The sequence below is a fragment of the Evansella tamaricis genome (assembly GCF_019042215.1).
Taxonomy (GTDB): Bacteria; Bacillota; Bacilli; order Bacillales; family Salisediminibacteriaceae; genus Evansella; species Evansella tamaricis.
The window spans coordinates 37205-57559 of the sequence record NZ_JAHQCS010000079.1; the positions used below are offsets into that span (position 1 = coordinate 37205).

General features: G+C 39.9%; 18 protein-coding genes and 1 pseudogene. 5 read left to right on the plus strand and 14 right to left on the minus strand.

Annotated elements, in window-relative coordinates; translation table 11 throughout:
* Positions 1-142: 142 nt before the first annotated feature.
* Complete coding sequence (locus tag KS419_RS07855) at positions 143-1402, minus strand: ATP-binding protein (RefSeq protein WP_217065633.1); 1260 nt, start codon at positions 1400-1402, stop codon at positions 143-145.
* Between the two features lie 312 nt (positions 1403-1714).
* On the opposite strand from KS419_RS07855, the gene KS419_RS07860 reads away from it, so the two are divergent.
* Positions 1715-2236, plus strand: coding sequence for a helix-turn-helix transcriptional regulator (locus KS419_RS07860; RefSeq protein WP_246593717.1), 522 nt, complete (start codon positions 1715-1717; stop codon positions 2234-2236).
* Positions 2237-2290: 54 nt separating this feature from the next.
* On the opposite strand, the gene KS419_RS07865 is transcribed toward KS419_RS07860, so the two are convergent.
* Positions 2291-3412, minus strand: coding sequence for a YcjF family protein (locus KS419_RS07865; RefSeq protein WP_217065710.1), 1122 nt, complete (start codon positions 3410-3412; stop codon positions 2291-2293).
* Between the two features lie 790 nt (positions 3413-4202).
* Between KS419_RS07865 and KS419_RS07870 the strand changes: the two genes are divergently transcribed.
* The 3 genes from KS419_RS07870 to KS419_RS07880 are packed head-to-tail and all read left to right on the plus strand — an operon-like array spanning position 4203 to position 6175.
* A complete protein-coding gene (locus KS419_RS07870; RefSeq protein ID WP_217065634.1) occupies positions 4203-4586 on the plus strand; it encodes a GntR family transcriptional regulator in 384 nt (127 codons plus the stop codon).
* Positions 4576-5457 carry an ATP-binding cassette domain-containing protein gene (locus KS419_RS07875; protein ID WP_217065635.1) on the plus strand — a complete coding sequence of 294 codons (882 nt, stop codon included), beginning with the start codon at positions 4576-4578 and terminating at the stop codon, positions 5455-5457. The genes KS419_RS07870 and KS419_RS07875 overlap by 11 nt, the downstream gene beginning before the upstream one ends.
* Positions 5450-6175, plus strand: coding sequence for a hypothetical protein (locus KS419_RS07880; protein WP_217065637.1), 726 nt, complete (start codon positions 5450-5452; stop codon positions 6173-6175). Before KS419_RS07875 ends, KS419_RS07880 begins: the two co-directional genes overlap by 8 nt.
* Positions 6176-6392: 217 nt before the next feature.
* Here the strand turns inward: KS419_RS07880 and KS419_RS07885 are convergent, their stop codons facing one another.
* Positions 6393-6917: a hypothetical protein gene (locus tag KS419_RS07885; protein ID WP_217065639.1), complete on the minus strand. Its 525-nt coding sequence runs from the start codon at positions 6915-6917 to the stop codon at positions 6393-6395.
* Positions 6918-7244: 327 nt separating this feature from the next.
* Here KS419_RS07885 and KS419_RS07890 point away from each other — a divergent pair, with 327 nt between their 5' ends.
* On the plus strand, positions 7245-8105 hold the full coding sequence (locus KS419_RS07890; RefSeq protein ID WP_246593718.1) for a CAP domain-containing protein: 861 nt from the start codon (positions 7245-7247) through the stop codon (positions 8103-8105).
* 272 nt (positions 8106-8377) lie between these two features.
* Here KS419_RS07890 and KS419_RS25625 read toward each other — a convergent pair.
* From KS419_RS25625 to gtfA, 11 genes and pseudogenes are all read right to left on the minus strand, one after another.
* A pseudogene (locus KS419_RS25625) lies at positions 8378-8557 on the minus strand (IS5/IS1182 family transposase); the annotation flags it as partial.
* A 202-nt stretch (positions 8558-8759) separates the two neighbouring features.
* Positions 8760-10856 (minus strand): Sip1-related alpha-galactosidase, encoded by a 2097-nt coding sequence (locus KS419_RS07895; protein WP_217065641.1) that lies wholly within the window; start codon positions 10854-10856, stop codon positions 8760-8762.
* 39 nt (positions 10857-10895) lie between these two features.
* Positions 10896-11072, minus strand: coding sequence for a hypothetical protein (locus KS419_RS07900; RefSeq protein WP_217065643.1), 177 nt, complete (start codon positions 11070-11072; stop codon positions 10896-10898).
* Between the two features lie 290 nt (positions 11073-11362).
* The gene (locus tag KS419_RS07905) at positions 11363-12280 is read right to left on the minus strand and encodes a class II fructose-bisphosphate aldolase (RefSeq protein ID WP_217065644.1); all 918 of its coding nucleotides are present in this window, start codon (positions 12278-12280) and stop codon (positions 11363-11365) included.
* A gap of 650 nt (positions 12281-12930) precedes the next feature.
* A complete protein-coding gene (locus KS419_RS07910) occupies positions 12931-14415 on the minus strand; it encodes an FGGY-family carbohydrate kinase (protein WP_217065646.1) in 1485 nt (494 codons plus the stop codon).
* 34 nt (positions 14416-14449) lie between these two features.
* Complete coding sequence (locus KS419_RS07915) at positions 14450-15430, minus strand: ROK family protein (RefSeq protein WP_217065648.1); 981 nt, start codon at positions 15428-15430, stop codon at positions 14450-14452.
* Positions 15427-16056: a D-sedoheptulose-7-phosphate isomerase gene (locus tag KS419_RS07920; protein WP_217065650.1), complete on the minus strand. Its 630-nt coding sequence runs from the start codon at positions 16054-16056 to the stop codon at positions 15427-15429. Before KS419_RS07920 ends, KS419_RS07915 begins: the two co-directional genes overlap by 4 nt.
* Before the next feature lie 35 nt (positions 16057-16091).
* Entirely contained in the window at positions 16092-17372 is a 1281-nt protein-coding gene (locus KS419_RS07925; protein WP_217065652.1) for a four-carbon acid sugar kinase family protein, read from the minus strand.
* The gene (locus KS419_RS07930; protein WP_217065654.1) at positions 17369-18031 is read right to left on the minus strand and encodes a class II aldolase/adducin family protein; all 663 of its coding nucleotides are present in this window, start codon (positions 18029-18031) and stop codon (positions 17369-17371) included. The genes KS419_RS07925 and KS419_RS07930 overlap by 4 nt, the downstream gene beginning before the upstream one ends.
* A gap of 87 nt (positions 18032-18118) precedes the next feature.
* Positions 18119-18784, minus strand: coding sequence for an aspartate/glutamate racemase family protein (locus tag KS419_RS07935; protein ID WP_217065656.1), 666 nt, complete (start codon positions 18782-18784; stop codon positions 18119-18121).
* Positions 18785-18844: 60 nt separating this feature from the next.
* The gene (gene gtfA, locus KS419_RS07940) at positions 18845-20314 is read right to left on the minus strand and encodes a sucrose phosphorylase (RefSeq protein WP_217065658.1); all 1470 of its coding nucleotides are present in this window, start codon (positions 20312-20314) and stop codon (positions 18845-18847) included.
* Between the last annotated feature and the right edge of the window lie 41 nt (positions 20315-20355).

Genomic DNA, 20355 nt, shown 5'->3' on the forward strand with positions numbered 1-20355 from the left:
TATCATAGGGTATGGAAATTTATTAATTCAGACATGTAAATTGACACCGTAAAGTTCAGTCAGATAAAAAAATATGAAGTACTTTCCTAAGATACTTATTAAAGATACGACAGTTCCTACTGCACCTCGGTCCCCATTGGGGTTAGTCTATTGCAGGTTTATTTACTTTTTCTGGGATTGAAATGGTAAATGTTGTTCCAATGTTCAGTTTGCTATTTACCTTTATCTCTCCCTTCATTACTTTCACAATACGGAAAGCAACCATTGTTCCTAATCCAGTACCCTTTTCTTTATTTGTGAAAAAAGGCACTCCTAGACGGGCAATTTGTTCAGGTGTCATTCCTACACCAGTATCTGTAAGCTGAATAATTATTTTATTTCCTTCTTTGTTTACTTTAAACTGTAGCTCTCCCCCATTTTCCATTGCCTCTATTGCATTTTTCGATAAATTAATCATACATTGATGAAATTGCTCTTTGTTTCCAAAAATATAGCTTTCGTTAATGAGAACCTCTTTTGTAATAGATACACTTTGCATTAACGCAAAAGGCTGCATCACATCCACAACATAGTTTACTTCATCGTTAACATTTAATAATTCCATTTCAACATTTACAGGAGGTTTTGCAAAAGTAAGATAATCTGTAATAATCGATTCAGCACGATCCAATTCCCTTAAAGACAAATCTAAATAGGTCTTCTTTTTCTCATTATCAATATTCTGGTTTTTAAGTAACTGGAGAAAGCCTCGCGTAACAGTTAATGGATTGCGAATTTCATGAGAAATACTAGCCGACATTTCACTAATACTTTTTAATTTTTCATTATGATAAAGTTGCTTTTTCATTCTATCAATGGAAATTAAATATTCAAGAAAATAAACAGAAAATCCCATTGTTAATACCTGTGTGATAACAAAGGAAAATAATAAGAGAATTGGAGCATGAAAGATAAAACCAAAAATGGTATGACACGTAATTAAACTAAAAATGGCAACAAATCCAACCAAAGCCATCGTACCACTACATTTTGTTTTGAGAGAATAGGTTTGATATCTTCGTATTAAAAAAATTAGTAGAATGAGCAATACGATAGTACTGTCGAACATGAATATATAAAATCCTGCGCCACCTATAAAAAAACGGTAAATGAAGATGATAAAATATAGGGAAATAGCAACTTTTTTTCCCCCGTAAAGGCCGCCTAACACAAATGGTACATACCTTAAATCAAACAAATGGCCTTCAAAGTTTCCAATTGGGAAACTCATACATAGTATGATTGAGATACTTAAAACAGTAGTAAGTATAATGTTTTTGTACTTTTGATTTAGATTTATTAAAAATATTTGAAAAAAGATTGGTAGTAGAACAAATAGTATATTGGTAAGGAGATTTTCCATAATTAGCACCTAATTTCCTGTAATTATCCAACCATTTTTTCAAACGGTTCTTTAATAATAGTTTTCAAGAAAACCAACTATACACGAGATTATGTGTTATGCTAATATAAAGCATCACTGTTATCTATTTATAATTTTTTAGGGCTTTCTATATTGGTATTTTTTAACACCATTCAAATTATATATTCTGCAAATTATTTTATATTAGAATTTTTTCAATATATAGAATGTGACCAATTTAGTCACATTCTTTTTATCTACTAGCTTACATATCAGTGAAAATATAATTTATTCTAAAGGGGAAGTCATATATTGAAAAAAAGACAATGGTTAACTTATTTGCGAGAAACAAAAAATCTGTCTCAATCACAAGTCGCTTCATTAGTATTTATTGACCGCTCATACTATACATATATTGAAAGCGGCAAACGCACACCAAGTCTAACTATTGCAAAAAGAATTTCAGAAGTCTTAGGTTTTCATTACTCACAATTTGAGATTGATCGTCGTCCATTCGAATTTGTCCTCGAAAGCTCACCTATCTCACTTGCCATTAGTGATATACATTCACGCTACACATGGGTTCATAATCCTCCAGAAGGCCTTGACCCCATATCTTCCTTAGGAAAAACTGACAGTGAACTTTTTCGTATTGAGGGGGTCAGAGAATTAATAGACATAAAAGAAGGGGTATTACTAGAAGAATTTGCAATCAATAAAGTTATTAATATTGCATTTGAAGGAATTAGTATTAGTTTCAATGTTTTAGCAAAACCACTATACATAAAGAATATGGAAATGGTTGGTATTTCAACAATCCTAACGAAAGCATAACTATAATCAGGAGGGACGAAAGGACAGGTACTGTCCCTCCGTCCCCGCCTCATTTCACGAAACTGGCACTGGTTTTGTTGTTTTCAAATTCTCTTCATACATGTTTTTCATCATATTGGCAATATCTTGATTTGAAATGCTCTTCCCCTCGTACTCTGCTATTGCAACTTTCCTCATAACCTCGATATATGCCATCGCTAATGAGGTGGTTAGTATAGATGCCACCGTTCCAGTAATCATCCCGCCAGCAACCGTTCCTAAACCAGGGATAAATTTCAAGAGATTCCCAACGATATATCTCCCTAGAAATGTTGCCCCACCACTACCACCTATGGACCCAACTATCCCACTAATTAAGGACTTATCTAATGAGATGCCAAATATTGTCGTAATATGTGCTAACATTCCGATTTGAATAGGGACTATTACTGCTGCTTGAGCAAAGGGAACAGGGGTAAAACCAGCACCAAATGAACCTGCGATGTATCCAGTAGACCAATTTCGTGCTTCCTTTACTTTTTTATCGATGTCTACCTTTTGCGCATTAATAAAAGACTTTCTTACCCCTTCAGGCAAAACCTCATACGTTTTACCCACTAACCCTACTAATCCATGTGCCGGTATTACGATATCGGACGTAACTTCATAAGGTTCCGCCAAGACGGCTTGTATTCCCCTAACATTAAGATTCATATCTTCAATTTGTTTTTGGAAAACAAGCGCGCTTTTCCCATAACTTTGAGTTAATACAAGTATAACGGGAACATTGGATGCAAAAGAATTGATTAAATCAATTTCCAAGTCTTCAATTCTATTGGAATTTGCATTGATACAATACCATATCGCATGAATATAGTCTTTTTCATTACGCTTTAAATATAATTCGTTAATTTTATTGTTTATTTCATCCTTAATTTCTTCTTGAACCTCAGGTTTTAGCTCCAATCCCTTTGTATCATACAAACATATTGGAACATCCTCTTTTGATATTTTCCTTAGATGCTGGGTAACAGGTCTACCAATTCCCGTCTCCGCTAAGTTTTCTCTAAAAATATTATTGATAAGGGTACTTTTTCCAATGCCTGTCTTTCCTATAATCATGATGTTTACAGGAATCATCTTTTTTAAGTCTTCCCTTGTTTTGTTAAATATTTCCTCAACAATATTCGTATCCATACCACTCAAAATGCACACCCTCTTTCACATGATCTATCCTTATGTTTCTCAAGTCTACTATTCATACTAATTTAAGATAATCTTCGACACAAGATGCTATTTCCCCTCTTTTTCTTCACTTTTCGCACAGGATACAGGGACAGGTCAACTGCCTCTCTATGTTGCTTTTTGTCGAATTCCCTTTTTATTGGGTACTTTTATCCGATTTTCTTATGTTTTTCTCCGATTTTGATATACATTTCTCCGAATCCAACTAAGAATTACCCGATTTTGACATTCCCCTCTTCTCTGGGACAAGGTACCTGTTCCCTATATGTTGCTTTTTGTCGAATTCCCTTTTTATTGCGTACTTTTATCCGATTTTCTTATGTTTTTCTCCGATTCTCACAAACATTTCTCCGAATTCAACTAAGAATTACCCGATTTTGACGTTCCCCTCTTCTCTGGGACAAAGGACAAGGTACCTGCCCCCTCTGATTCGAGAAATGAGCACTGATTTTTGAACGTTTCATGCGAAAATATATTAAGTACTCTCAAATATAGGGAAGAGGGGTTGTAGGGCTATAACCAATGTTACATCAATTATTCCCCCTCCGCTTTCAAATCAAGACCTACGTCCTTTTATAAAACACTACTTCAAATTAAACCTCCTACTAATGCTTTCCATCCCGTTCCCTTTCCTGCACTTTTGTTGTTGGGATTGACATTTCATCCTTATGTTATATACTTATATACATAACTATATAACCATATAACGAATATTAAAATCCAAGAACGGTGGTGAATGCTATTGAGCCTAACATTTCATGATAAAAAACCAATTTTTCAGCAAATAAAAGAAATAATAGAAGATCAAATCGTTAAGGATCAGTTACGGGAACATGATCAAATCCCCTCTACAACACAGATGGTCCAGTTTTATAAAGTCAATCACATTACGATTTCAAAGGGAATTAACTTACTCGTCGAAGAAGGGATTGTCTATAAGAAAAGAGGTGTAGGAATGTTCGTATCGGAAGGGGCAAAGGAACAACTTTTAGAACTGAGAAAAAATGATTTCGCTGACGAATATGTGCTTCCGATGATTCAGGAAGCTGAAAAGTTAGGGCTAACAGAGTCAGACATCCAAGAGATAATCATCAAATTGAAAGGACGTGGTACAAGTGAATCTTAATGTGGTGGCAAAAAATATTTCACTGTCATATAAGGGCGTTGAAGCGTTAAAGGACGTTTCATTTACGTTGGAACAAGGAAAAACCTATGGACTAATCGGTAGAAATGGGGCTGGAAAAACAACACTGCTATCCTTACTCGCATCCTATCGTGAACCCACATCAGGAAGTCTATTCATTGGTGGTGAGGACCCTTTTGAGAATAGAAACATCATGCCACATGTGGGTTTTGTCTATGAAACAAATTACAGCGATGAATATGACCCTCCTAGTAGCTATTTTGAGTTTGCGGAAAGGTATCGACCGAATTTTGATAGGGGATATGCAGAAGAACTGGCTAGTCGTTTTAAGATCCCATTAAATAAACCCCTTAAGGAGCTATCTAGTGGAAAACAGTCTGCTTTCAATGCAACACTTGGCTTAGCTAGTCGTTCTTCCATTACAATTCTTGATGAAGTATACCTAGCGATGGATGCCCCAACCCGCGACCTATTTTATAAAGAAGTTATTGAGGAACAAGCGCAACACCCTAGAATTATGATCCTGTCTACACACCTTGTCTCGGAAATGGAATATCTTTTTGACCATGTGCTTATTTTAGATAACGGGAAACTTCTAGTGAATGAACCCTTTGACGAATTAGTAAGTAGAGGGGCTGCTGTAACTGGATCATCCAAAGTAGTTGACGAATTTGTGAATGGGATGACAAAACTAAACAGTCAACAACTGGGTGATACAAAGTCTGTCATGATATATGAAAAACTAAGTGAAAAGCAATGGGCGGAGGCAGAAAGACAAGGATTACAGATTGGTCCCATTTCTCTGCAGGAATTATTTATTCACTTAACAAAGGAGGAATTAAAAGATGACTAATGGAACCTCAAACATCGGCAAAATTGCAAAAGATCTATTTTTCATCCAAATAAAATGGGCACTCTGGTTCATCCCCATTGTCTTTGCTGTTTATCTTATAGTACCTCATTTCGTAAAAGATGTAGCAGAGCTGAACCTACATTTTTTATCGTTCATTTATCAACCAACAAAGATATTTATGTTAGTAATTGGGATCATTACGTCTCTTTATTATCTACCCTACTTTGTTAGTAACGGTATCACCCGTAAAGATTATTTTTATGGCGCAGCTATTGGTTCAGCTACAGTTGCATTTGGTATTATGTTTTTGTCCGCAATTTTGGCAGGAATCTTGGAGCTTATAGGGGCATTTAGTAACTATCAACCAAGTACCTCCACTATGGAGTTTTTACAATCAACTTCTTCCATATGGATTATTCCAATATTGGTTTACAGTTTCATTAGTATAGGATACTATATCTCAGGCTGGATGATCGCACTTGGCTTCTATCGTTTTGGTGGCTGGGGAGGAATGGGGTTCATTCTCGTCGCAATACTATATATTAACCTCACCGACCTTATATGGGAGGGGCATGCTTCCCATCCTTTTGGGTGGTTAAATATTCCGTTTCCTGACTTGCCATTACCAGTTTCTCTAATTGGTGCTTTGATTTTTATTTTGTTAGGTTTTATGGTTATTCGTAAAGTGTCTAAACGAATAACAATAGCAATGGAATAAATGACAAAACGCCAATTCACTTTCATTCCTTTTTGAAAAGTGGATTGGCGTTTCTTTATGTTATAACAAACAAAATCAGACTCAAATTGATGAGTTAGGAATGATGTAGACCGTAGTAATCCCAACGGATAAGACGTGCACGAGTTCCACTTTAGCATCGCCATTCCATAATGGTAATTGTGCTATATCATGAATAGAGTAAAGATTTTTTCTCGAACTACTTCTTAAACCACACTACCTTATCTCCAGCTTTTTGGGCCTTAAATATGGCACCTAGACTTTCTACGATTTCTGTGGCCTTCCCCATACAGAGCATTCCAATATAATTCTCTCCATACTCTGTTTGATAGAATTTTTCTAACTCAACATCCTCAAAATCTGGATGTGTTAGTTGATAATAGATACATATTCTCAGAAATTCATCTTCTGCAGCAACTTCTTCATCACTAGATACATCTGAATGGTAAAGAAATAACTCTTCTGTATCCTTACTCTTCAAGACGCCAAGACCTAAATTTGTAGCCAGTTCAAAGTTTATTTTATGATTCTCCAAATAGTAGCAGTATTTTACAGCATCTTCATCGAACATTGTTTTCATTATAGATTTAAATTGTTGTCTGTTTTCCTGAGTTACTGGTTTAATAGGAACATTATCAGCAACAAATCCAAAGCCTGTTACAACCTCAAAATTATCATGAATTCCTTCTATATTATATTGTGTTAAACCACTCATCTTTTTCATGGAATCCTCTCCTTGTTTTGGTGATATCATTTTACCTATCTACTTCCCTTTTTCGACAAAAAAATCATTTTTCCTGTATAATATCCATATAATCACGAAGGAGGAACTACATGTCCGGGGTTCTGATATCCGAACTGCTTTCTCAACATTCTACGCCCTGGGGGTGGGCACACTGGTCCAAAACGTGAGCCTTAATACGTTTCGAACTCTATGAAAAATTAAATGAATGGTATTTTACGATATGAGGAAAGAAGTGCATGCCCGTGCGAAGTAAAGCTTTAAGGCATTGGGGGTCACCTTTTTCCAAAAATGAAGAGGGTGATTTTTTTGAAAAGCAGATGGTATTTTATTCTACCTGTCGTAGTTGTTATACTCTTCTTTTATTTAACATCTGAGCAAAAATTAGAAGGAGCAGATGCATCAAAAGAAATGCTAGTTTCTTATCATGTTCAACAAGAGATAACTGTAAAAAGCTATGATATAGATGTTGAAAATATAGGAAGATTTGTAAAACAAAGAGAAGAAGAAAGAAAACGATTAGAGGAAGAAAAACTAGAGCAAGAAAGAAGAGAACAAGAAAAATTAGACCAGGAAAGACTTGAGCAGGAACGATTGGAGCAAGAACGATTAGAGCAAGAGCGACAGGAAGAAGAAAAAAGGCGTTCAGCAGAACAAAAAAGACAGCAAGAACAACAGAAACAAGAGCAAAAGCAACAAAGTAATAACTCAAATACTCAATCTGGTAAACAGCCTAATAATCAAGGAAGTAGTGAATCAAGTAATCAGCAAAGTACAGCTACTTATCAAGGTATAAATAGCTTTGAAAGAGATGTTGTGAAATATACCAATATCGAAAGAGTTAAGCATGGATTACCAGAATTAAAGATGGATAACAAATTAAGTGAAGTAGCATGGTATAAATCACGAGACATGCAAGTTCATGGTTACTTTGACCATACAAGTCCAACATATGGTTCTCCATTTGACATGATGAGACATTATGGAGTAAGTTTTACAGCCGCTGGTGAGAATATAGCTGCAGGTTATAGCAGTGCAATGCATGTTGTAGATGCTTGGATGAATAGTGAAGGTCATAGAAAAAATATATTAGACCCTAATTATACTCATATCGGTGTAGGGTACCTATCAAATGATCATTACTCTACACAAATGTTTATTAAGAAATAATTTGAGGTGCCTGTCCGAGCGACCAATTCCTGGGACCCCAGTACATGGGTGGTGCAGAAAACATTCGCACTTTAACACTTTGACGCCCCGGGGGGCAGGCACTTTTTTCGGTAGGTTTATAAGAAGAGATAGCATTTGAACATGAATACATTTGTAACAAATTGCTCAATATAAAAATTACGTGAAGCATGAACTTGACAGGAGAACATCAAACCAAGTGAAGGTATTGTCCACAGGGGCAAACGGGAACCGCCCAGAACCAGTGAAAAAATTTTTCCTTCCAAAGCTCTCTCTTTATATTTCCCTTTGAAATCTTCAGTCTTTTGATACTGAGCAATTTCATAAAACTCAGCTGTATTTTTACCGAGCTTAAGTATTTTTCTCGCGGCTTTTCCGGCACACTCATCGTGTAAAAGACACGTCTTTCACTGCTTGAGTACAAAGTAATATTTTTACCTTCAAATCGTCTTTCTCTTGTGCTCATGACTTCTTCTCTATTAACAGGTTGATATTAAACTATTGTCATATATTCCCTATCAGTTTCTAACCTTATATTATAATCTTTTCCGTTCTTAATAAACAATAATTACAAATAAAGCAAAAGCTCCTACCTTAAAACGTGATCCGGTAGGAGCTTTATTTACTTCTAGATTCCTATTTTATTATCCGGATGATTGGTTTCTTCGCGTCTCCATGGACGGAAACGGTGTAGTACCCATTCTTACGGCTAAAATCTACAATAGATCCATCTACTTCTACTCGGGATGGTGGTGTCTTGGAGTAAAACGAAAATGTTCCACCTTCCTCTACTTCCACTAGAATGTCTGAATTGGTTTGAACCACATTCTTAATCGTTTTTGGTGCGAGATATTTATTTGTCAAACCAAGGGGAACGAAGTCATCCACCTCTACCATCATATATAATGAGACTTCATCAGGGGTTAAGATAACCTTCCGTTTTTCCTCCCGTTTCACCAGTTGAAATTCTCCCTTGAGAACGTTATAGAGAAGAAACTCCTCCCCCGTCATGCCAGGAATATCCGTTGGCGAAACAGTCCCTTCCACGTTTTCACCATCTAAATGAATGTGAAAGAGCCCGATGACCCCGTATTTCCCTATCCTGTTCCATATTTTTAATGGGACGGTTTCATGGTTTGGATCTCGAAACAGGCAATCTTTGGTTGGCTGGCCCGGCTGATCAGCCCTTAAGATTCTTCCATCCCCAAGTACTAACGGGAATAACTTTTCCGGATCAGTTTTCTGAACCTGATCACTGAAATAGATTGGCCCACCGCTTACGGATCGGAGGACAGCATTTTGTATATCTTCCTCATGGTCCGTCCAATACATATCCCAGTCGCCCCAATAAAAATGACCGTGATAAAACGAGTTATAAGCGTTTTGTAAAGCATGTTCCTTGAAGCTTATCTCATCCCCTGGCACAAAGTCATCACTGTTTCTGGAGACGGCTGAAATCGGACGGGAAAAAATATTTTCCGTTGCCATTCCCATACAGTTAATGACGCATTGATTAAAGTGAATGCCTACTGAAGCTTCTAAATTCTCATGCGAACCTCTCGCCGCGCCCTCAATCGAATGCTGATAGGCAAAGAAGTTACTGGTAGCGCTTTGCGAATCGACTTTGACGAAGTCAACCTTCTCGCTCTTCAAATACTTATGAAAGTCACTCCAAAAACCAAATCCACTTGGTGTTGGTGATGGCACATACTTGTCATGATTGGTCTTTACGATGCTCTCTTTATTATCCCGGTAGATCTTTGATTCCGGATCAATTCCACCCCAATAACCAGCGATGGTATGCCACACACCAACATGGTTCACACCGTAATTCGTCTTTAGTTCATTTATGACGCCGGATAATCCATTCGGGAATTTTTTCGCGTCAGGCTCATAAGACACTAGTTGTTCCTTCTCATTCACTTGTGACCAGCCATCATCGATCATGACCCATTTTACCGGAACATCCTTTTCCTTTAATTCCTGCATTTTTTCCAAGATACCTTCTTCATTCACTTCTTTATAAAACGCATCCCAACTACACCAGCCTAATTCATCGAGAACTTTCGGATACTCTTTGTCTTTTCTTAGTCGAACCTTACTCCCTAGCTGTGCGACAGCACCTTCCATCGTTTTTTCACTTACTTCAAAGGGATTATTTCCCTTCCCAAACGCAAAGGAAAGTGAATGACACGAATTAAATCCACCTTGAGACGAGAATAATTGTACTTCAAAGCCATTTGGATTCCCTTGAAGGGTGGAGCGATAACCGCCATCGAGGAGTGGAACAAGATAGTAATAATCGTCCTCCTCTTTCCATAGCAGAGATTGTGTTCTTTCCGGCAATTCCCGCATATCGCCAAAGTAAGGCCTCGTCCACCAATCCTTATGCTGATAATTAGCCATTAGTTGATTCATCGAAACATTCGAGAATTTCAACGTAATGGCCTGGTTAGGACCAAAGGACGTGTATCGGCTTTGGACACGCTCGTTAGTAATGTTCCCTCTAACACTCGCAAAGCCAACCTCTCTTTTGCCATCATGCATTACCTCAACGGATACAGTCACCGTCTCTTCTTTGTTAGAAAAATAGGAAACCACACTCTTTTGAAGCTGTTCGCTTTTCACAAATGGCAGATGATGTACTTCTCCATGGTCTAAGACAACCTCTACATCAACGTTCGTTAAAAATGGATATTCTTTTATCATCGTCTTTTTCTTCATTATATCCATAGCGCCTCCAACCCCGTTTCATTTAAACTTTAAAACCACTTACCATTCTGAAAAGGCGCTGGCAGTAACAATTGGGTGATAGGAATTCGGTCCTAATGCCCCCTTCGGCATTACCCATGGTCCATCATAGAATAATCGTCCTTCTTCCAGCTCTTTAATGACATCTAATATCAATCCATTTAACCTAGTTATGGCTGAGTCTATCCTTACTAGCACTCCACCATAGCTGATATCGCTGACTTTTCAGCCAAATGGCTCGTGTCCTGAAATTCCGAAACGATAATTTATAAAGCAGTGCTTTTATATAAAAATAGGAACGTCCCCAAACCTAAGTTAACTTTATGATAGTCTATTTTCGTGTGATTTGAGACTGATATTTTGGTATACCCTTAATGAATCTACCAGTACATGACTGTTAGAATTTAACATTATTTATTAATTTATTATCTTGAAGTTATTTTATTCGATACCTCAAAATAAATGATTTGTACTAGAAAAATGTGGGATTAATATTCAAATCCACTCTTTTTATCTTTACTCAACAGAAAATTACTAATTTTATCCGTAACTGTTTCTTCCACAGACGCTCTCGCTTTTTCCTTCAAGTCAGCTGATAAAAGTTTATATTCCTCATTCATCATTCTTGTTTCTCTATTGATGGCTGCAAGTAAACTTAATTCCAAATCTGTTGCTATATTTACTTTGCTAATACCTCCACCTTCAATTTTCATTGCGTTTTGTACCATCTCCGAAGGTACTCCTGACCCTCCATGTAAAACAAGGTGAACAGGAGTTAACGTACGAATAGCTTTTAAACGTTCTATATCAACTTTTGGTTGTCTCACCTTGTATACACCATGGGCAGTCCCAACAGAAACTGCCAAAGCGTCAACATTGGTCTCTTGTACAAATTGGTACGCTTCCTCTGGGTCTGTGTACAACTCTTCATCTTTATCGGTTTCAATGAAGTCTGTCGTTCCAATCATTCCTAACTCCGCCTCTACTGAAACACCTTTACTGTGAGCAAAGGAGACAACCTCTCTAGTAATTGCGACATTTTTGTCAAAAGGATGTTCGGAAGCATCAATCATAACCGAAGTAAACCCAGCTTCAATGGCCTCCTCAATAACCTTAAAGTCTTTCGTATGGTCCAAATGGAGAACCGCTGGAACAGTAATATTCTCTGATTCTATCACTCTATAAAACTCTTCCCCTACCTCTTTCGGCTCTATTTCATATCGCTCAAGCTCTTTTTGAGAGATTTGGACAATGACGGGGGAAGATAATCTTTCTGCCGCTCGCAGTATTGGTAAAACCATACCTGTATACCTTGATGAAAAAGATCCAATTGCATATTTCCCTTTCTCCGCTTGTTCCAGTGCCTTCTTTAATGTTATAACATTTTTACGACTTTTCGTTTTCATATCTTCTGTCTCCTTCCATATGTTAAAAACTACTGTAACCTATCTAACAGCCCTCAAAACCAGTTAAAGACTGTGTATTTTTTTTGTGGTTTTTATGTGGCATTAAGTCAATTACCCAACAATCATGTTCACAGGTCAATGGATTCCACAAAAAATTGTGTCTTTCGATGGATAATGTAAGGGGCAGGACCTCATCTAAACAAAAATCAGTCGTCACACCACGCCACAACTAATGAAAAACTTTATTGAAGAACATGAAATTCAACCGTTTAAGATTTAAGAGGTGCTAGTGTACGCTGGTTTCAGAGTTTCTAGTGTATACCATCTATTTAAAGTCACGTTCGGAAAAACAATGATTCAATATACAATAGAAATTCGTTTAAACACTGCCGTGGAACGAATGAAGTATAGTGACATGACCGCAGATTGCGGTGGCCGCAGGAAGCAATACGTATTTAATTGAGTTTTTCAAGGGGAATTACGAAGTATCCCCAACTGCCTACTTAAAAAGCTTGGAAAAGGATTGATAAAAGAAGTTTACCGGTCTACGAAGAGTATCCTCTAATATTTATATCCCAATACTCACAACAAAAAGTTGGTTCCCTATATACTAGACATCGTACAGTGACCAACCTTTCTCTACGAAACACTCAACCATCTACTCCCGCTAGTATCCCCCGAAGCTTGACAAACTTATCTTCAAATAGGCTACGATAACGGGGATTTAAGTCAAGGTTTGGAGAGACAATTTCAGTATTTTTTGAATACGTCGTCGTAGCCGCTTCTTCTAATGAGGAGTAAACTCCTTCTCCGGTTGCTGCAATCAGCACAGCTCCGATGGAAACTGCCTCGTCAATCCTTGGGACTTCGATGGGAATACCTGAAATATCCGATTTCAATTGCAGCCAATGCCTGTTTTTCACTCCGCCCCCGACAGAAATTAGCTTGGTAATCTTAGAATCACTAACGTTCTCCGCTGTCCTTCGAATTAACTCCATTTGATATGCATTCCCTTCGAACACAGCTTTTAATAACTCTTTTTTCCCATGCTTCTTCGTTAATCCAATAAAGGAGGCTGTAGCGCCTGGGTTGGGGTAGGGAGCCCCACTTCCATTGAGATATGGGAAAAAGAGAATGCCGGTCGGCCCTTCATAGGTTTGCTCCAGTAACGCCATCACTTCTCCATAGGTGAGCCGGTAATCTGAAATCATGTCCCGTAACCACTCCACAGATCCACCTGACGACGAATGCCCACCCATCCAATAATACGTATCCTTTAATAAATGAGGGCCAAACGTAAGCCCTGAATTTCGGTCATCTCGGGTTAGGTCTCTCTTTGGAAAGACACCTACCATCGTCTCCGCCGTACCAATTGAGTTATAGATTCGCTCTGGTGTTAATTCCCCAATCGACAGGGACGCCACGAGATGATCATGCCCTGCAATGTAAACCTTCGTTTCAGAATGGATTCCCAAGCGAGAATGTTCGGATAAAACTTCCCCCACCGGTTTCGTACAGTGCTGGACGTCTGGAAAAAGTGATGGTTGAAGTCCCATGTGCAAGATTAAGTCCTCATTCCACCCCTGCTTTTTGATATCATAAGCATATGTTCTTACCGCCAATGATTCCTCCTCAACGATACTGTTTGTAAGACAGTAGGCAATGTAAGAGGAAACGGACATCCACTTTACCTTCTGTTCAAAGAGGGATGGTTCCTTCTCCTTTAGCCATAAGAGTTTCGAAAGTCCAAATTTATAGGAAACATGTAATCCAGTTCTGAAGAACTGTTCTTCCATATCTATCTCATTTTCTATCAACTTTGCCTGTTTCAACGAAGCTGTTTCAAACCAAGGGAGGATTTCCGTGATGGGTCTCCCACTTTCTTCATTAAGCATTAATCCGCTTTCCGCCATACTGGCAATGCTGATGGCTGAAACCCCCGAAGGCGACTTTTCGGCGAGATCTCTAATCAACTGGGCTACATTTTCCCAAAGTTTACTTGCACTAAAAAAAGAAATCTGATAGTCATCCACTTCTTGATGCATTGGCACGACAAACGATTCCACTTGAGTGCCATCAATATGATAGAGACCCGCTTTTAAATTAGTCGTTCCAATATCAAGAGCAATAATCATTGTATTTCTCTCTCTCCCAGTAATAATTGGATTTTTATACGGTTATATCCAACACATATTTTGCCACGGATAAGGAGGCTAAATCCCCAACGGCCTCTCCTAATCCTGACGGAACGATGGAACAGACGTTACGGGATAAAGATAGAGCCTCTTTTTCCAGCTCTTGAAGCATCGCTGGCTGAAGCAACTTCTCCTGTCTTAAATAGATACTGCCAATAATGATTCGTTCAGGGTTCAAAATATCTATTAAAACCGCTAACCCTTTCCCCAACTTTCTTCCTACGGTTTCATAGATGATAATGGCCAACTCATCCCCGGACAAAGCCGCTTCTGCCACTCCCTTTGCAGTAATCGTATCAAGTTCTTCCATCGAAGAACAGATACTAGTCGTTTTTCCTTGGCGAAGGTGTTGCTCAACCTCCTTTTTAGCAAATCTCGCAATTCCTCCCCCGCTACAGAATCCCTCAAAAGATCCCGCTTTTCCATATCCAATCGGGCCGTCTTCCTCCAGTCGGATGTGCCCGACCTCCCCAGCCATATCATTCGACCCTGAGTATAATCTGCCGTTTAATAGGAGACCTGCTCCCATCCCCGTTCCAAACGTCAGAAAAATGACATTCTCGAGACCTGCCCCTGCGCCCCACTTCCATTCGGCAAGGGCACAGGCGTTGGCATCGTTTTGAAGCGCAACAGGAACGTCAAAAACGTCCTTCAGGGGAGAAACAATATCTATGTTATCCCAGTTTGGGAGATTCGGAGGAGATAGAATAACCCCTTTTCTACTGTCTAACGGTCCGCCGCAGCTTATCCCAATCGCCTGAAGCACAGCATTCTCCTGAGATTCTACTAACCCAGAAAGCTGTTGGGACATTTTTCGAATCGCTTCTTCCGGTGTACCCGGAGTTGGGAATGCCTCTCGGGCGATGACCTTCACCTGATGATTTTCTGTTTCCTCGCCTAGTACAACCGCACACTTCGTGCCACCTACATCAAGACCTGCTAGTAATTTTTTCATCCGAAAAAATCCTCCTCCAACATTAAGCACAACGTATGATAGATTGGCAGATGACGCTCTTGGATTTGGTACGTTTCCTCATATGGAACCGCGATGATAATATCCGCTATCCCCTTTAGTTTTCCTCCACTTTTTCCAGTCAGACAAATGGTTTTTAACCCTAGAGCTTTTGCAACAATCGTCGCCTGAACGATGTTTTTGGAATTCCCAGAAGTGCTGATTCCGAGGAAGACATCCCCCGGATTCCCATACCCGTATACTTGCTGGGCGAAAACAAGGTCCGGAGCCACGTCATTCGAATAGGCAGTCATTAACGCAGACTGGCTCACAAGGGAGATGGCAGGTAAAGAGCCTTGCAGATGATTTCCAATGTAGCCGTCGAGATCTCCCGCTTCCTCCAGCTGATTCTTCCTTTCCGGAGACAATTCCCGTTTGGAGACAAACCCCTTCATTAATTCCCCTACAATGTGGTCACTGTCCGCCGCGCTTCCACCATTTCCTGCTAGGAGGAGCTTTCCGTTGTTTTCATAGGAAAGCTTTAGTGTGACAAAGGATTCCCAAATGGAATCCTTGCATTCTTCTAAATCTGAATAGTTCTTTATTAGTTGCTCAATGTAGTGATACATGAAGCGATCTCCTTTCCCTTTTCCATAACGATGTCCTACTGCCTTAAATGTTCTAACGCTTTGGCGAAGAAGTCTGGTCCTCCAAAGCTGCCAGATTTCAAGACAAATACATAATGGGGTTCTGATAAATTAATACAAGACGGTAGCCCCGGTTCAATTTCCTTATACACTCGCATACCTTCAATGGATAGCTCTTTACAGATAGAAGCAGATGTTTCCCCTCCCGCAACCAAGAATCGATTGATATCTGTCTGGTCACAAACTTTGGATACAACGGTTGCTAAGGATGAAGAAACTAGACGAGATACTTTTTCGGTAGTCAACCCAAGCTCTCTCCCTGTTTGCTTCGTTTCCGCCACTGCATTGGAATCATTAGATGCATAGAGGAGAACATCGTTCCCCTGGACCAGTAACTCTCTTGTCTTAGCGACGAGCTCCTCTAAATACGTTGCATTTTCGCTCGTGAATAACTGCATCGTCTCCATTTCAACGAGTGGACAGTCCTGTTTTTTCATATATTCGATCTGACCAAGTGTCTGTGGCGTTAAGCTCCCTGCCGCACAAAGGACCCCTGTGGAAGACTTTGGCTCTGGCTTCACTTGATCTTCTCGTTGAGCTTTTTGTTTCCTTTCAGAAACTAAAACCAGTTCTTCCGCCACTCCTGAAGCACCAGCAATGATTTTTTCCCCGTGAATCGCTTTGGCAATTTCCTGTAAAGAAGCCTGGTCCTCCACGTCTAGAATTAGATAATGACAGTTCTCCCGCTTCCGCTCCATCTCGCTTTTGATGGCTACATGCCCTTTTCGAATCGTTTCAATATCGAGGTGATCGACCTTTCTTTCCGTCTGCGATTGAAGGATTTCCACAATATTCGAATATAGCGTGGGGTGAACAGGATCATTCCGAAAATTAGAGTCTTCTAGCTTGGTGCCGTAGACAAAGTGCTCCTGATGAATGGTCGTTCTCCCGTTTTTCGGAAACCCGAGAACCACCACCGCAAAAGATTCCTCTAGGGCATCGAGCATTGCATCAAACTCTGCGCCAATATTCCCGCGAAAAACAGAACATGTTTTATTAAAAAATTGCGTACATCCTGCCTCCTCTAGCTGCTTTGTACTCTGGAAAACCTTGTCATACGCTTCCTTTTTCCCGTCCAATCTAGAGTTCGTATCGAGAATGACGACATCTGGCGAGGAAAGCTGGCTCCTCTCCTGAAAGCTGGTATATGGATAGACATCCGTTTGCAAGCCTGCTTTTCCATACATAATTCCAATATCATTTGCACCTGTTATATCATCTGCGACAATACCGATCATCGTTCCCACTTCCTTCTTGGCTTATATCCGGCATAGTGGAGAAAATCATAGACTTGTCCCGGTGGCAGTTCATTGATTCTTACCTGTTGGCTTTGCATGGTTACCGCCATTTTGCAGGCAAACTCCAGTGTATGTAACGCCATTCGGGCCTCTTGTAAGGAGGTATCAAAAACGATAACACCATGATTCTCCAGCAACATGACATTCGTTTCCTTCGCTTTTTCCCACACCAGTTCCCCTAATTCCTTGGACCCGGGATGTGCGTAAGGGATGCGGGCAACCCGTTCCAGGTAATACATCCCTTCCACAAAACTATTGGCTGGTATCGTAAGACTGGTGTTGGCGACGATTGTGCTGTAGAAAGGAGTAGCATGCAGAACAGCTTGGATCTCCGGCCGCTGCTCGTAAATCGCCTGGTGCATCGGAACTTCTTTAGAAGGCCTTTTGGATTGACTTCGATCAATCTCCCTGCCGGTCTCCCATTCTATAAAATCATCTTCCATCAAGTTTCCAAGATAGGTTCCGCTCTTGGTGACTAAAAATTCCCGGTCAGATGTTCTGGCACTTACATTCCCTGAATTGCCCCAGGCAAGCTCGTTTTCAAACATGTAATTGGTCGTTTCTATCAGTTCATTTCTTAATGCGTTCTTTTCATGCATATCCTTTCACATCCCAGTAAAAATATAGCACTCTAGTTTTCAAACAGAGAGAAGATTCTTTTTTAGTAAGTGATTTTGTTCCTATTTTTACTTACTTGCAAGTTCCTCAAATTTTTCTTTCACAGCAGCAATTCCCAGTTTCGGACTAGTGAGGAATCGGCTTTGCTCCTCTGTCGGGAACGTCGCGACCACACGGGCCATCGAAGCTTGTGCCAAGACAACGAATTCTGTTTTGCTCGCCAGTTGTTTTAGCACCGCTGCCACATCTTGGTCATGCCCTTCTTTATCCCCTTGCACTAACTTCTCATAAGCAGAAGAAGCTACTTGTTGTGTAAACTCTACCGTTTTTCCAATTTCCTCTGCTTTTTTCCGAAGTAAATTAATTGTAGGTCCCATCGTTGTTTCCAGTGTTGCTGCCACACCGATTTTCGTTGCATTGGAAATGGCGTGTTCTCCCATGGCTTCATCGATTCTCATGACAGGGACATCCACTTTCGGTTGGACAACGTCCACAACTTCCCCGACCGAGGAACAGGCGCTTAGGATCACATCTGCTCCCCTTGATTCCAACACTTTGGCGTATTGCTCCCAGCGGGGAGTGATGTCCTCTAGGGTTCCGCCGTTAATTAACTGAGGCAAGATAGTATCATCTAGTATATTAATTGTTTCACACTCTGGAATCATCCCTGAAACTAATTTTTTTAACGCATCGATTGTGACCGGAGTCGTATGGATTATTCCCAACTTCTTCATCATATCCCCTCCGTTTTTCCAATAGCTTTATTATCGTCAATTTTAGTAGATATGGCTGAGTTATACCCTATAGGAGAGCGTAGCCCCATTTTGGTCGGTATAGTCAATCACCGTATTATAAGTCTGTAAATCAATATGAAGTGTACATCGTTTGTCTTCCTTTTGCCATGCTAGGTGAACTTCCCCGTTCGGCGCAGCCAACACTTGAAACTCTCCATCAAAAGCAGGGTATTCATTGCGGAAACGCATGAGCATCAAAAGACGCTGAACCACATCTTTTTCTAGGGATTCTTCAATTTCTTCTATTGTATAGTTGTGTCTATTGATTTCACGGATCTCACCCGTTCTTTCCACCGCTTCATAATCGTTTTCGCCGGCAAGCAGCCCTACGTAGTAAACTTGAGGCACTCCCGGAGCAAAAAACTGAATTGCTCTTGCCGCTAAATACGCATCGTCATGCTGCCCCAATACAGAGTAAAAGGTTCCCCCAATCTGGTGTACATCAAAGCCATCCTCTGCCTTATGTTCATCCGACATTATGAGGCTCATGTTCGATCCTCTAGATTTACATACCTCCACGACTTTTCGTGCTTCCTTCGTATCGATTAAACCTTCGAGATCAGGCAAAACAGGAATGCCGTCATGACAGTCGAGCATCGTAAATTGATTAATTGGTCGATCACGAAGATACTCGTTTAAGTTTTCGCTGGACTTGTTAATCAGTGTATCTAAAATGGTGTACGGTAAGATAAAATCATAAATCCAGTAGCCCCGTTCTGTGAGCTTATATTGTGTCTCATAGTGGGCATGGACTTCCGGTAGAAGTTCCATGTCATAGGAATCTGCCATCTTTTTCATCAGCTCTAGAAACTCGTAGATTTCAGGTTCCACAAAAAAGCAGCTCGTCCCTAGCTTCTTAATCACATATCCCACCGCATCCAATCTGACGGTCTTAATATTGTTGTTACTGAAGTTCTCAAAGAAATCTGTGAGGAGCTGTATCACCTTCTCGGATTTCACATCTAAGTCGATTTGCTCCGAAGGGTCATCACTGCCGAACGTTGTCCAAACCTTTTCTTCTTCCCCTTTTTTTCCGATCTTAAAGGTGGAATAAGGTTTCGGTCTCCTAAGGAAAATCTTATCAACATCTTCCTTAACCGGTTCTCCGCCTTCCCATACTTTGTCTAGTGTAATGAACAAGTCCCGATACTCCGACTCTTTCCCCTTTTCAAGATAATCCTGGAAATAGGCTGACTGGCGGGAAATATGATTGACCATTAAATCTACTAATATATCGTAGTCTTCCCCAAGTACTTTTATATCCTCCCATGTACCAAACGCGGGCTCAATTTCTAGATATGTCTTTGGGGCAAACCCTCTGTCCCCGGAAGAAGGGAACGGTGGAAGGATATGAATCCCTCCTTTGAATATGTCTGAAAAATAATTGTTAAGGACAGAATGTAGGGACTTTAAGTCCCCACCTAGTGAATCCGGGTAAGTAATAAGATGTATTTTGTTCTTTACCGGCATCTATGGTACCTCCTAATCTAAAGTTGTATGGTGTGATTGTG